Annotated in this window: 13 protein-coding genes; 10 read left to right on the plus strand and 3 right to left on the minus strand. The window is 59.4% G+C overall.

All coding sequences use genetic code 11. The features are described 5' to 3' along the window. Nucleotides 1-83: 83 nt before the first annotated feature. Nucleotides 84-818, minus strand: coding sequence for a hypothetical protein (locus tag CR254_RS13750; protein WP_097930954.1), 735 nt, complete (start codon nt 816-818; stop codon nt 84-86). A gap of 29 nt (nt 819-847) precedes the next feature. Then, complete coding sequence (locus CR254_RS13755) at nt 848-1,867, minus strand: Gfo/Idh/MocA family protein (RefSeq protein WP_097930956.1); 1,020 nt, start codon at nt 1,865-1,867, stop codon at nt 848-850. Nucleotides 1,868-2,380: 513 nt separating this feature from the next. On the opposite strand from CR254_RS13755, the gene CR254_RS13760 reads away from it, so the two are divergent. The 5 genes from CR254_RS13760 to CR254_RS13780 all read left to right on the plus strand — a co-directional run bounded on the left by CR254_RS13760 (nt 2,381) and on the right by CR254_RS13780 (nt 7,408). Next, a complete protein-coding gene (locus CR254_RS13760; RefSeq protein WP_097930957.1) occupies nt 2,381-3,313 on the plus strand; it encodes an AEC family transporter in 933 nt (310 codons plus the stop codon). After that, a complete protein-coding gene (locus CR254_RS13765) occupies nt 3,310-4,248 on the plus strand; it encodes a TRAP transporter substrate-binding protein (RefSeq protein ID WP_097930959.1) in 939 nt (312 codons plus the stop codon). The genes CR254_RS13760 and CR254_RS13765 overlap by 4 nt, the downstream gene beginning before the upstream one ends. A 71-nt stretch (nt 4,249-4,319) precedes the next feature. Then, entirely contained in the window at nt 4,320-4,838 is a 519-nt protein-coding gene (locus tag CR254_RS13770) for a tripartite tricarboxylate transporter TctB family protein (protein ID WP_180956005.1), read from the plus strand. Nucleotides 4,839-4,880: 42 nt separating this feature from the next. Continuing rightward, nucleotides 4,881-6,365, plus strand: coding sequence for a tripartite tricarboxylate transporter permease (locus tag CR254_RS13775; RefSeq protein ID WP_097930963.1), 1,485 nt, complete (start codon nt 4,881-4,883; stop codon nt 6,363-6,365). Nucleotides 6,366-6,436: 71 nt separating this feature from the next. Next, entirely contained in the window at nt 6,437-7,408 is a 972-nt protein-coding gene (locus CR254_RS13780; protein WP_180956006.1) for a Bug family tripartite tricarboxylate transporter substrate binding protein, read from the plus strand. 51 nt (nt 7,409-7,459) lie between these two features. Here the strand turns inward: CR254_RS13780 and CR254_RS13785 are convergent, their stop codons facing one another. Beyond that, complete coding sequence (locus tag CR254_RS13785) at nt 7,460-8,512, minus strand: Ldh family oxidoreductase (protein ID WP_097930967.1); 1,053 nt, start codon at nt 8,510-8,512, stop codon at nt 7,460-7,462. A 39-nt stretch (nt 8,513-8,551) separates the two neighbouring features. Here CR254_RS13785 and CR254_RS13790 point away from each other — a divergent pair, with 39 nt between their 5' ends. The 5 genes from CR254_RS13790 (at nt 8,552) to CR254_RS13810 (ending at nt 12,707) form a co-directional block, all read left to right on the plus strand. Further along, nucleotides 8,552-8,956 (plus strand): cupin domain-containing protein, encoded by a 405-nt coding sequence (locus CR254_RS13790; protein ID WP_097930969.1) that lies wholly within the window; start codon nt 8,552-8,554, stop codon nt 8,954-8,956. A gap of 167 nt (nt 8,957-9,123) precedes the next feature. Next, a complete protein-coding gene (locus CR254_RS13795) occupies nt 9,124-9,816 on the plus strand; it encodes a FadR/GntR family transcriptional regulator (protein WP_097930971.1) in 693 nt (230 codons plus the stop codon). Nucleotides 9,817-9,907: 91 nt separating this feature from the next. Then, the gene (locus tag CR254_RS13800) at nt 9,908-10,981 is read left to right on the plus strand and encodes a Gfo/Idh/MocA family protein (protein WP_097931069.1); all 1,074 of its coding nucleotides are present in this window, start codon (nt 9,908-9,910) and stop codon (nt 10,979-10,981) included. Beyond that, a complete protein-coding gene (locus CR254_RS13805; protein WP_180956007.1) occupies nt 10,978-11,856 on the plus strand; it encodes an NAD(P)-dependent oxidoreductase in 879 nt (292 codons plus the stop codon). Before CR254_RS13800 ends, CR254_RS13805 begins: the two co-directional genes overlap by 4 nt. After that, entirely contained in the window at nt 11,853-12,707 is an 855-nt protein-coding gene (locus CR254_RS13810) for an NAD(P)-dependent oxidoreductase (protein WP_180956008.1), read from the plus strand. Before CR254_RS13805 ends, CR254_RS13810 begins: the two co-directional genes overlap by 4 nt. Nucleotides 12,708-12,741 lie beyond the last annotated feature (34 nt).

A 12,741-nucleotide genomic window follows, 5' to 3' on the forward strand; every position in this document is an offset into this window, starting at 1 on the left:
TCTTCTCCCTAGGGTTATGCGCCGGTTTGTCCGGCTGTGATTGTGCCGCCCCTGTTTGCGGGGTCGGTCGGTGATTTTGGGTGTTAAACGGCGGGCCAGACGCGGCGTCCGGCATGGGGCCCGCCATAGCTGTGGGTCACGTATTCCAACACGTGACGGCCAGTCCAATTCTCGTCGCGATCAGCGGCGATGAAGCGATGCTCGAAACTGCTATCGCCCTCCGGCATATCCGCGAATTCCCACAGAACGCCATGTTTGGGCCAACCCGCCATGGAGATCATCTTGCGCCCACGGATCATGCCGGGGGTGACGGAAACGCGAGAAAACCGCTCCGCGCGATACCAGCGGGCCAGCTCGATATCGTCATCGGGGCTGTCGGTGTTGTAATTGCCCAATTGCATCGCGGGCGGGGGGCCCATGCCATAGGGGCAGCTGCGTTGCTCGGGCGAGTTAATCACCTGCTCCTCGATAAACACGGCGCTGCGATAGTTCTGGAACGCGGCGGTTTTATCGGCATGTTTCGTGGCTAATGCCTCAACCGCGTTATCGTGGCCGAAAAACACCTCGGGCGAGGTGGAGGCTGTCAGCACCACGTTTTGCCAGCCGGTCGGCACGTTGGGATCCTGCGTGACCTTTTTATTCGGCGCGCCCTCGATATAGGGGCGGTCGGGCAGCTCCACGATATCGTAATGCCCAACCCAGCTAACGCCCGATGCAGATTGCAGTGCGGGCAGATAGGTTTCGTGCATCCACCGCCATGTGTCAGCGCGGGTGGCCGGCTCCAGATCGAACCACTCCGCCTTTAGAACTTCACCCATACTCAGGCTCCTCTACTCAACTACACGGGTCAGATATCGGCGAGGTTCACCGATTGGCCGGTTTCGGCGGACAGGGCGATTGCCTCTAGCACCTGAATATTGTGGACCATTTGCGCATCCGTGAACGGATAGGGCGCGCGGCCCTGCGCGGCGGCGGCAAATGCCTCAAGGTTATAGGTCACGGCGTCCTCCCAATCATGGGTGGCCTGATCCACAGGCTTGCCGGTTTCGCTGGTCAGCACGCGCACAACACCGTCGGGGGTGTCGGGGTGGCTGTCATTCAGGACCTCGACCCATTTCTGGGTGCCGAAAACATGCATGCGGATAAAGTGAGGCGTGTGCAGAACCGCGCTAAAGGTTGCGGTCATGCCTGCCTCGAACGCCATTTGCACCGTCACAACATCACCGGTTTCCCAGCCCAGCGACCGGTCGGCGGTAAAGGCGTGCAGCGCGCGGATCGGGCCAAAGAAGGAGATCAGCAGGTCCGACAAGTGAATGCCCATCGCCGTCATTCCGGCGGCGGGGCTGACTTCCTTGCGCGTGCGCCAGTCATTTGCGGGAACGCCGATCAGCTTATCATGGCTGAAGGCCGCCTCTGCATGCATGACGGTGCCCAGATCGCCAGCCTCTAGCGCTTGTTTCAGCGCGACCATGGCGGGCTCGAAGCGGCGCTCATGCCCGATGCCCAGTTGAACACCGGCATCCTGACAGGCCTGAACCGAGCGACGGGCGCTGTTTGCCGTCAGGCCGAGGGGCTTTTCACAGAACACATGCTTACCCGCGGCGGCGACCTGCGCGATCTGTTCTTCGTGCAAAGTGTTGGGCGTGGTCAGGATAACGGCGTCTACTTCGGCGATTTCCAGCGGCTGTGACAGGTCGCTCCATGCGGTTAGACCCATCTCGGTGATGCCCTGATGGTTATCTGTCACCGGCTCCACGATACCCGCAACGCGCAAAGTCGGGTGACCAACCAAGCGTTTGGCGATGTGTTTGCCCCACCAGCCAAACCCGGCAATTGCCACGGTAAATGTTTGGTTTTTCTCGGTCATATCGGAGGCTCCGTGGTAAAGGCTGGCATATATAGGGATGTCAGGGCCTGTTTTTAGCCCCGTTGCAGCAGCGTAACCTCACCTATTCTATCGGAACAAGCGATGTATTTTGATGTCGTCCTTCAGAAAATCGGATACCCCGCATTGGCCATGGGTATCAGATAATATGATAGAGGATACCATCATTCACCATTACCGATGAAGGCAAATGCACGCCATAGTCAGTAAACACTGATGCGAATCGGCAGCAGTGACGAACCATGCCCCGTACCATCCCAAATTTGATGGCGCCGGGGTTCCTGTAGCGACCTGGGGTAATACCCGGATTGCGTGAAGAATGTGAGGACAACGATCGGTGCACGTAATCGGATGCCAGCAAGGACATCCCGCACCATCGGCGAAAACCCCATACACACGCAGTCAGTGATGATGGATTGGAAGGAGCAAATCTAGCGACCGGAACACGGTCGATCTCACATCGCAGATTCACAACTTACGGCTACGGGAGGAGCTATGTTGTTGTTACAAATGACCAATATCCTTGGGCCGATTATTGCTATTACCGCGATCGGCTATATGTTCGGGCGCTCGTCCATCCGGTTGCACACAGAAACGTTGAGCGTGCTGATCGTTCTGGTTGCCACCCCTGCCCTGATTTTCAGCACGCTGACCTCGTTGGAGGTCTCGCTGGAGGTGCTGGGCATAATGGCCGGTGCGGCCGCGCTGTGCATGGCGGTTTCGGCGGGGCTGGCCGCGCTGGTTCTGACCTGCACCGGACGTTCGATCCGCAGCTTCCTGCCACCGCTGATTTTTCCCAATTCGGGCAATATGGGCCTGCCGCTGGTCATTCTGGCCTTTGGTGAGCAAGGCGCCTTGCTGGGCGTCGCCTATTTCTTTGTTGTCGCGCTGGCGCAGCACTCCATCGGGTTTTCGATCTATGCGGGGTCTGTGCGGTTGCGGGTGCTGTTGCGCCAGCCGCTGTTCTACGCGCTGATCGCGGTGCTGCTGGTGATCGGGTTTTCGATCCCCGTACCGCAGGTGGTGCTGACCACCACGCAAATGCTGGGCGGCATGATGATCCCCGCGATGCTGTTGCTGCTGGGCACGTCACTGGCCTCGCTAAAGGTGGCGGACTTGGCGCCTGCGCTGATCGTTGCCACGGGGCGGCTGCTAATCGGAGTGGTGTCGGCGGTGGTTGCGATCATGCTGCTGGACCTGCGCGGCGTGCCTGCCGGCGTGGTGTTCCTGCTGGCCACCATGCCCGCCGCCATCGTGAATTACATCTTTGCCGAGCGCTTCCAGTTTAACCCCGAGCAGGTCGCAGGCACCGTGGTTGTCTCCACCGTGTTGACGTTTGTCTGCCTGCCGACTTTGGTTTGGGCGGCGCTGGCGATCTCGAAATCCGAGGCTCCCCTCTCAGCCCTATTAACGAGGAGCGGCACATGAGCCCGATCCAGATCTCGCTCGGCGGGTATCAAGGCCCCAATTCCGTACACACCTATGGCGCGCAGGTTTTCTGCGATGCGCTGCACCGGTTGGCGGGGGATGCGGTGCAGGTCTCGTTCCTGCCCGACATCACCACCACGGGCCGCCCTGCCGCGCAATTGCTGCCCCTGACCGAGCAAGGCGAATTCGACGCCTGTTATTTTTCCTCAAGCTATATCGCGCATAAAGTCTCCGCGCTGACGCTGTTTGACCTGCTGTTCGCCGTGCCGGAAAAGGCGACGACATTCGAGTTACTCGACAGCGCACCGGGTGAATTGCTGGCGCGTGAGGTGGCGGAAAATTCCGGCTACATCGCGCTTGGCTATTGGGATAACGGTCTGCGCCACATGACGGCCGCGGATCGGGTTCTGGCCACGCCTGCGGATTGCGACGGGCTGAAGCTGCGCATCCTGCCAAATGAAAACCACCACATGTTGTTCGAGGCACTGGGGTTCCAGCCGCAAGTCATCGACGTCAAGGATGTCGAGGCCGCCGTGAATGGCGGTCAGGTGAACGCGCAGGAAAACCCGCTGACCAACACCTATAATATGGGTCTGTCCAAATCGCAGCGTTTCGTCACGCTGTCAGGGCATCTGATGGGGATCTCGCTGGTTCTGTTCAACCGCAAGACCTTCGAGAGCTGGCCCGCCGACATTCGCCAAATGGTGCAACAGGCCGTGGACGAGGCGACAACCGCCCAACGCGCCCGCGCCGCCGCTGATGAACAGCGCAGCATCGCCGCAATGCAGGCGGACGGCGTGCAGTTTTTCGAACTGACCGCCGACCAACGCGCCGCGTTCAAATCCGCCGTCGCGCCCGAGGTTGCACGGCTGGCCGCAGATCTGAATCCGGAACTGCTGACCCTATTCAATGTTCGGTTGGAGGATGCGTCATGAACGCCCAACCCCAATCCGAATTCACAGACAAAACAGCAGGCGAAAGACCTGTAAAACAACGGAGGGCCCCCATGAATTCGACACGTTTTTCCTTTACCGCCGAAACGTATTCCCTGATCGTGATACTGGTCGCAGCAGTCCTGTCGCTGATCTTTCTGGGATCGCTGGTCGCCACGCCGCGCGCGCTGTTCGGGCAATCCCTGTCCGCTATCGCGCCCAGCCTGTTTCCCGGCATTGTCCTGACGATCCTGTCGGCGCTGTGCATCGCGACGCTGATCCTGTTCAAGGCGGACCCGACCGAGCAGGTCGAGGAGCGTTTGACCGGCCAACAATGGCAGCGGGCCTTTGTCTTTTTCGGCATCATGATCCTGTACGGGCTGACCATGGTTCCGCTGGGCTTTCTGATTTCCACCGCAATTGCGACGACGCTGATCTCCTTGCAAATGGGATCGCGGTCGGTGTTGCAGATTGGCGGAATTTCGCTGGTCGGGCCGGTTCTGCTGTATCTGGCGGCCACGCGCCTATTGGCGGTGTCGCTGCCGGAATTGAACGCGATCGAGGTCGCCTATTCCAGCCTTCTGAACCTGTGATTCCAATGAAACATAATAAATTCAAGACGCTAAGAGGCAATCATGATTGAGCAATTTGCAGAAGGCTTCGGTATGGCCATGCGGCTGGATACCATGGCTATGATGTGTATTGGCCTGTTTGGCGGTATGCTGGTCGGGTCTTTGCCGGGGTTTACCACGTTGATGGCGATGGCGATCCTGCTGCCCATCTCGTTTTTTCTGGAGCCGATTGTCGGCATCCCGTTCCTGCTGGGCATCTATAAGGGCGGTATTTTCGGCGGCAGCGTTCCCGCGATCCTGCTGTCCATGCCCGGAACAGGGGCGGCGGTGGCCACGTCGAGGGACGGCTACAAGCTGACCCAAAAGGGCAAGTCGCGCAAAGCGTTGGATATGGCGCTGTTCTCCTCGGTCTTCGGGGATACGTGCAGCGACATCTTCACCATCATGATGATCTTTCCGATCGCGTTTTTGGTCATGCAATTCGGCCCGCCAGAACTGTTCGCAGTGCTGTTGATGAGCCTTATCATCATCGCGGCAACATCGGCGGCGAACCCGTTGAAAAGCCTGATCATGATGGCACTGGGCCTGTGGCTGTCCTTTATCGGGACGGACCCGCTGGGCGGGGCGGAGCGCTTTACCTTCGGGCTGTTCGACCTGAAATCGGGTATTCCGCTGCTGCCAATGCTGATCGGCCTGTTTGCCCTGCCCGAGGTTGCCTCGGTCGTGATCCGCAATGACAAGGCACGCAAGCTGTCGGCGCTGGTTGGTGAGCGGTTGAGCCTCGGTGAATTCCGCCGCTGCCTGAAAACGATCTGCCGCTCCACTGTGATCGGCACCATGATCGGTATCGTTCCGGGCTTGGGTCAGATCGTTGCCGCCATGATGGGCTACTCCGCGGCCAAGAACGCCTCGGACCACCCCGAAACCTTTGGTGAGGGCGAGATCGAGGGCGTTGCCGCAGCCGAGGCCGCAAATAACGCGGTGAACGGCCCAACCATGGTGCCACTGCTGACGCTGGGCATTCCGGGCGACAACGTAACCGCGATCCTGTTGGGTGCGTTCGTTGCGCAGGGCCTGCGCCCCGGTCCACAATTGTTCGAGGAGCAAGGCGCAACCGTCTTCGCGATCCTCGTGGCAATGGTCATCGCGAACCTGCTGTTCCTCGTCATCGGGTATCTGTCGGTTCCGTTCTTCTCGCGCCTTGTCACGATCAAAACATCGATCCTGATCCCGATGGTCATCATGTTCGCCTTTGCCGGCACCTATGTGTACCGCTCGGACCCTGTTGACCTGCTGATGCTGGTTGCATTCGGCGTGTTCGGGATCATCGCCAAGGCCGCGAAGTTCGATGTGATGCCCCTCGTCATGGGCTTCATCCTCGGCCCATCGATGGAATATGCGTTCGGTCAAACCATGGCGATGTCGAATGGCAACGCGCTGGCCTTCTTCGCAACGGAACGTATTGGCGCGCTGGCCGTGCTGATCGCAGCACCGATTATCGGTGCGCTGCTGTGGCGCCGTCTCTACGGCATTCCACGGACACACTAACGACCGTTGGCGCAGCGGGGTCCGTTGCGCCGACTAAAAAGACTATGAAAATCAACAAGGAGGAGAAAAAAATGTTTTCCAAATTAGTCAAAAAGTCTCTCTCGGTTCTGGCGCTATCCGCCGGTGCGCTGACCCTGACGCTGGCCCCTGCGGCGGCCGAGTTCCCCGAGAAGCCCGTTACGCTGGTTATCCCGCTGGGTGCTGGTGGATCGCACGATCTGAACGCGCGGATCATCACCTCGGTTATCCCGACCTATCTGGAGCAAGCGATGATTGTGCGCCTGACACCAGGTGCTGGCGGCCAGAAGGGTACGCAGGAAGTCGCGAACGCGGATGCGGATGGCTACACGCTGCTGTTCTCGCACAACTACATGGATATGTTGCAGCAATATGTTGACAACCTGCCCTATGACCCGATGGAGGATTTCATCCCGATCGCACGGGTGAACTATGCGCCTGCGTCGATCATCGTGCGCGCTGACAGCCCTTACGAGACATTCGAGGATCTGGTTGAGGATGCACGGGCGCGTCCGGGCGAGCTGAGCATCGGCCATTCCGGCAACTGGGGTGCGTTCTTTGTTCCTGCTGCGCAAATCATGCAGCAACTGGGCCTGAACATGAACCTCGTCCCTTATCAGGGTGGCGGACCCGCTATGCAGGCTCTGCTTTCGGGCGATTCCGATTTCACGATGGCGTTCCCGTCGGCAATCGGCGCGTTGCGTGACGCCGGTGATATCCGCGTTCTGGCCAGCGCTGGCGAAGAGCGTCTCTACGAGGACGTTCCAACATTGGCTGAGGTCGGCGTGACCGGCGATATCGGCTATATGCACCGCTTCATTCTGGCCCCTGCCGGCACGCCGGATGACGTTGTTGCTACATTGTCGGACGCGTTTGAATCCCTGTCCACCGATCCAACATTCGTTCGTCTGATGGGCAGCTTGGGTGAAAGCATCGACCCGATGACCGGTCCTGAATATCAGGAACTGCGTGAGCAGCAGGCCGTCGCCTATGAGGCGCTGGTTGATACGCTGACCTCGCAGTAAGTTCGATTGAAACGAAACGGCCCCGATGTATTTCGGGGCCGTTTTGCCGTTTTACAGCGGCTGCACGCCCAACTCGGCCGCCATGGCAGCCAGCTTTTCACGCAATTGCACGGGCAACGGAATACCATCGCGGGTGCGGGTTTGGGTGACGGAGTGCATACGCTCCCCCGGCAAGCGGATTTCACTGGCACCGGGCAGACGGTCACTGGTTTTCAGCTCCTGCCACACCTTGTCGATATCCGCCTTGAACACATCCGGATCGGCAAATGCCTTGATATCCAATGCGAGGATCATATGACCGGTATTCGTCGTCGAAACAGAATCCGCATTGAAATCAACCACATCACGGCCGAAGGTCGCGCCGTTCAGCACGCCCGCCAAAATACCGAAGATCAGCGACAGCCCGTATCCCTTTGGCCCGCCAATCGGCAGCAGGAACCCCTCGGCGGATTTGGTCGGATCGGTCAGCGGATCACCGTTGCGGTCGATCATCCAACCCTCGGGCATTTGCTGCCCCCGCAGGGCGGCGGTTTTCACTTTGCCATAGGCGGCAACGGTGGTGGCCATATCCAGAACGATCGGCGGATTGTTCGAGGAGGGCAGTGCAACCGCAATCGGGTTTGTGCCCAGCAACAATTCCGTTCCACCCCATGGCGGCATGTGGTTGGCATTGCCCACCGCCATGTAAATCCCGATCATATCTTGCTGCGCGGGCATCATCGCATACAGCGAGGCTGGCCCCGCATGGTTGGAATGCCGCGCCCCGACCCATGCAACACCGGTGGTGCGGGCCTTTTCCATCGCCAATTGCGTGGCATGCTCCATCACCAAATGGCCCATCCCGTTATCACCATCAATCAGCGCGGTTGCGGCGCGGTCTTGCAGAACGGAAAATTCGGGCAGCATATTCATACCGCCATCGCGTATCCGCTTGATATACATCGGCAAACGAAACACGCCGTGACCGTCCTGCCCCATCAAATCCGCGCGCGCCATCAACGCGCCCACCCGATCCGCATCGGGGGCGGGCATTCCGCAGGACGTAAGGCATCGCGCGATAAACCCGCGCAAATCCTGATGAGAAACAGTGGCTGATGGGGACATTGGTCGCTCCTATTTTTAACAAAACGAAAGGTCGAAAACATGACGAATGGAACAGTGGTCCGATACGGTGAGATCCAGCCCTTTGCGCGGGGCGATCTGGTCGAAACACGGCTGATGGTCGGCAAAAACACGGATGCGACCGCGCCCTTTACCACCGGCACGACGGTTTTTCCCGCCAACAGCGCCGCGCCGCTGCATTCGCATAATTGCGCGGAACAGGTCACGATCCTGTCCGGTCAGGCCGAGGCCCTGATCGGTGGTGAACTGATGCAACTGGGCGCGATGGACACCACCTTCGTTCCCGCCAACGTACCGCATTATTTCAAGAATACCGGCGACGGCCCGCTGACCATCCTGTGGATTTACGGCGCGCGCGAGGTCACCAGAACCTTTACTGAAACGGGGGAAACGGTCGCGCATATGTCGCCTCGGGATCAGGTGTAATCGAAAATTCTGGCCTAGGCCCTGCTGGCGCGCCCTCAGAAATTGGTTGACCATTTTTACACGGCGCGTCAGGTTCGAATCTGATCCGAGGATAGACAAAAACCAGTTAAATTAAAAGAAATCCTGTAGATTTCATTTGATTTATCGCAGGCAAAAACAGGTGCGCTATGGATGATCAGGTTTTGATTAGATTGCAAAATTGGGTCACCAATTCAGGATTGGGAGAGGGCGACCGCCTGCCCCCCGAACGCACCCTCTGCACTGAACTGGGCGTCAGCCGCGCCGATCTGCGCAAGGCCTATCTGGTGCTGGAAGCCGACGGCCAACTGACCCGATCCGTCGGGCGCGGCACGTTTTTGGCCAAACCCAAACGCCCCCAACGCGGCGACGGGATGAAACGCACCATTATGTCGTTGGCTGAAACCACCAGCCCGCTAGAGGCGATGAACGCCCGCATGGTGGTGGAGCCGCAAATCGCGCAACTGGCCGCGATGCATGCAACCCCTAAACAATTACAAGAGCTTGCTCGCCTGTCCGACCAAATGCGCGACGCCACCAGTTGGAGCAGATACGAGGAACTGGACCGCGATTTCCACGAAATGATAGCCGAGGCCGCGGGCAATTCCCTGCTGGGCGCGGTGCATAAGATCATCAACCGCGTGCGGCTGGTGGTTGTGTGGCGAAAACTGGACACGACCGACCAACGCCCGCCTGCCACCTATCATTCCTTTGCCGAACATGACGCAATTCTGGCTGCGTTGCAGGCCCGAAACGGCGAACAGGCCTATGCCGCGATGCAGGCCCATCTGGACAGCACGCTGGCCATGATGACCGCGCCGCGCACCGGCGGTTTTCAATAAATCTGTTAGCGCACATCAACTATCCTTGTTGGCGTGCCCGATCAGCAAATTGTAATTTATCTCAAAGATTTACATAAAGCGGGAGAGCATTATGAGGCAAGTTGAAGTGGCCGTTATCGGCACGGGTTGGTGTGGCGGAATGCGCGCTGTTACGCTGTCGAAATCGGCATTGGTCGATCGGCTGCATATCTGCGAAATCAACCCTGAGCGGCTTGCCGAAGTAAAGGCGGAAACCAACCCCGCCACCGCCACGCTGGACTATGACGACATCGTCAAAAACCCTGCGATTGAGGTGGTTTACATCTCGACCACGCCCGAGCCTACGCACTACCCCATCGCCCGCGCCTGCCTGTTGGCGGGCAAGCATGTGCTGCTGGAAAAACCCATCGCCATGGAATTGGGAGAGGCAGACGACCTGATCGCCATTGCCCGCGACAAGGGCGTGAAGTTCACCATCGGCTATTCGCAGCGCTTCAACCCCAAAATCGCCTATGCCAAAAAGTCGATTTCCGAGGGCAAGCTGGGCAATGTCGTTAACGTCATGGTCAGCCGCCACCTGTCGCGCAGCCTGGGCGCGCGCATCGCCAATCGGGTAAAACTGTCGCCCGCCGCGATGGAATCCACCCATGATCTGGACTTCGTTTTCTGGCTGCTGGCCCCCGCAAAACCGGTCAAGGTTTACTCGCAGGGCGCCTATGGCCACATGAAGGAGCTGAACGGCTCGTATGATTGCATGTGGAGCACGGTCACCATGTCCGACGGCACGCTGGTCGTGGTCGGCGGCGGCTGGAACCTGCCGCCCAGCTTCCCGAATTATTGCAGCACCTGGATCGAGATTACCGGCACCGACGGCGCGCTGATCCTCGACGATACGTCCCGCGACAATTGGCTGAACACGGTCAAGGACGCGACGCAGTTCCCCATGTCCACCATGCCGGGTGAGGATGTAGACCACATGTATGCGGGTCAGATGGGTCCGGAAACATTGCATTTTCTGGAATCCGTCTTGCTGGATCGTGAGCCTTTGACCTCGCCCGAGCATGCGCGGATGGTCATGGAAACCTATCTGGCGGCCGATATTTCCGCCGAATGCGGCGACCCGATCACCCTGCCTCTGTCGAACCATTCGCTGGCCATGCTGGCGGATATGAAAGAGGCGCAGTGAGCGCGGCAAAACTGCCCGTCGCCATTGTCGGCCTTGGCCAGATGGGTCAGGGCATCGCCCGCGCGTTGGATCGCGCGGGCCATTTGGTGGTGGCCAGTGACCGCGACCCCGCCCAATTCGCCGCCTGTGATTTCAGCGATGCCGTCACGGATGGCGATGTTCTGCGTACGGCAAAGGTCCTCTTTTTCGTCGTGCCCAGCACCGCCCAGATCGAGGGTTTTCTGGGCGACAGCACGGCGGATGATTGCATTATCGTCGATCTGACCACCTCGAACCCGCAGGCCAGCATCGCGCTGGCGGCAAAACTGAAACCCCGTGGATTTTCCTATGTCGATGCGGCGATGACCGGCGGCGCGGCGGGGGCGGATGCGGGTACGCTGACCCTGATGATGGGTGGCGATCCCGAGGTTATCGCGCAGATCGACGACGTGCTTGATGTAATCTCGTCCCAACGGTTCCGCATGGGCGATATCGGCGCGGGCCACGCGATGAAGCTGGTCCACAATCTGATCCTGCACAGCAGTTTCATGGCGACTTGCGAGGGGCTGTCACTGGCCCAACGCGCCGGTCTGGATGTTGCCGCCGCGACCGAAGTTCTGAACGCGGGAAATGCCCGCAGCTTCGTGACCGAGGTGCGCTTTCCCCGCGATATCCTCAGCGGCACAATGAATGCCCGATCGCGGATTTCGAACCTAGAAAAGGACATGGCACTGGCCCGCGATTTCGCCAGCGATCTGAACGGCCCGGCACCCTATACCGCGATGACGCAGGCGCTGCTGTCCACCGCCTGTGAGCAGGGGGATGCGGCCCGTGATTTCTCATGGTTGTTCGCGATGTTCAGCGACCTTGCCACGAAACAGGAGCCCGCGACATGACCCGACCCATCGGTATTTTCGGCATCGGCCTGATTGGCAACGCCATCGCCATACGCTTGATTTCAAATGGATATCAGGTCAGCGGTTGCGATCCCGACCCTGCACGCGGGGCGGCGCTGGAACAGATGGGCGGCAAAGCATGCGATGCGCAGAGCATCTGGGAAACCGGCTGCGTTTTCTCCTGCGTGTTCGATACGGATCAGTTGGAATCGCTGATCGTGGATGCGCCAGCGATCACTGCCACCCTGATTTCCGTCAGCACGTGCGATCCCGACCGCATGGCCGGTTTGGGGCAGATGGCGGCGGCCAAGGGGATCACGCTGATCGAGGCCCCGATCTCCGGCACCAGCCGCTCGCTCGCCGCGGGCGACGTGCTGCTGATGGTGGCGGGGGACAGGGACGTGGCCCACGATTTGGCCCCCGTTTTTCAGGCCCTGTCCCGCGCCCATATCCATGTTGGCGATCATGGAAACGGCAATCGGGCGAAGCTGGCGATCAACCTTGTTCTGGGCCTGAACCGCGCCGCCTTGGCCGAGGGGATGGTCTTTGCCGAAACACTGGGCATTGCGCCCGATGACTTCCTGAATCTGGCCAAAGCATCGGCTGCCTATTCCTCGGTGATGGATGGCAAGGGCACGCTGATGGCCACCCGCGATTTCACCGCGCAGGGCAGGATCGTGCAATCGCATAAGGATTTCGAGCTGATCGCGGATAAGGCGGCGCAGGCGAACCAAGGGCTGCCTTTCACGCAAACCTATCTCAACATGATGCGCGACGCGCTGGATCATGGTGAGGGCGATCTGGACAATTCCGCCGTTTTACTGCCCATCGCCCGCGCAAAACCGGACTGAGATAGCAAAACGCCCCCGATCAACGGGGGCGTTT

The organism is Pontivivens marinum, from assembly GCF_900231835.1.
Lineage (GTDB): Bacteria > Pseudomonadota > Alphaproteobacteria > Rhodobacterales > Rhodobacteraceae > Pontivivens > Pontivivens marinum.

Excerpts from the sequence above, each read along its gene's own strand:
- CR254_RS13750 (WP_097930954.1), bottom strand. The coding sequence starts at position 818 with ATGGGTGAAGTTCTAAAGGCGGAGTGGTTCGATCTGGAGCCGGCCACC.
- CR254_RS13755 (WP_097930956.1), bottom strand. The coding sequence starts at position 1,867 with ATGACCGAGAAAAACCAAACATTTACCGTGGCAATTGCCGGGTTTGGC.
- CR254_RS13760 (WP_097930957.1), top strand. The coding sequence starts at position 2,381 with ATGTTGTTGTTACAAATGACCAATATCCTTGGGCCGATTATTGCTATT.
- CR254_RS13765 (WP_097930959.1), top strand. The coding sequence starts at position 3,310 with ATGAGCCCGATCCAGATCTCGCTCGGCGGGTATCAAGGCCCCAATTCC.
- CR254_RS13770 (WP_180956005.1), top strand. The coding sequence starts at position 4,320 with ATGAATTCGACACGTTTTTCCTTTACCGCCGAAACGTATTCCCTGATC.
- CR254_RS13775 (WP_097930963.1), top strand. The coding sequence starts at position 4,881 with ATGATTGAGCAATTTGCAGAAGGCTTCGGTATGGCCATGCGGCTGGAT.
- CR254_RS13780 (WP_180956006.1), top strand. The coding sequence starts at position 6,437 with ATGTTTTCCAAATTAGTCAAAAAGTCTCTCTCGGTTCTGGCGCTATCC.
- CR254_RS13785 (WP_097930967.1), bottom strand. The coding sequence starts at position 8,512 with ATGTCCCCATCAGCCACTGTTTCTCATCAGGATTTGCGCGGGTTTATC.
- CR254_RS13790 (WP_097930969.1), top strand. The coding sequence starts at position 8,552 with ATGACGAATGGAACAGTGGTCCGATACGGTGAGATCCAGCCCTTTGCG.
- CR254_RS13795 (WP_097930971.1), top strand. The coding sequence starts at position 9,124 with ATGGATGATCAGGTTTTGATTAGATTGCAAAATTGGGTCACCAATTCA.
- CR254_RS13800 (WP_097931069.1), top strand. The coding sequence starts at position 9,908 with ATGAGGCAAGTTGAAGTGGCCGTTATCGGCACGGGTTGGTGTGGCGGA.
- CR254_RS13810 (WP_180956008.1), top strand. The coding sequence starts at position 11,853 with ATGACCCGACCCATCGGTATTTTCGGCATCGGCCTGATTGGCAACGCC.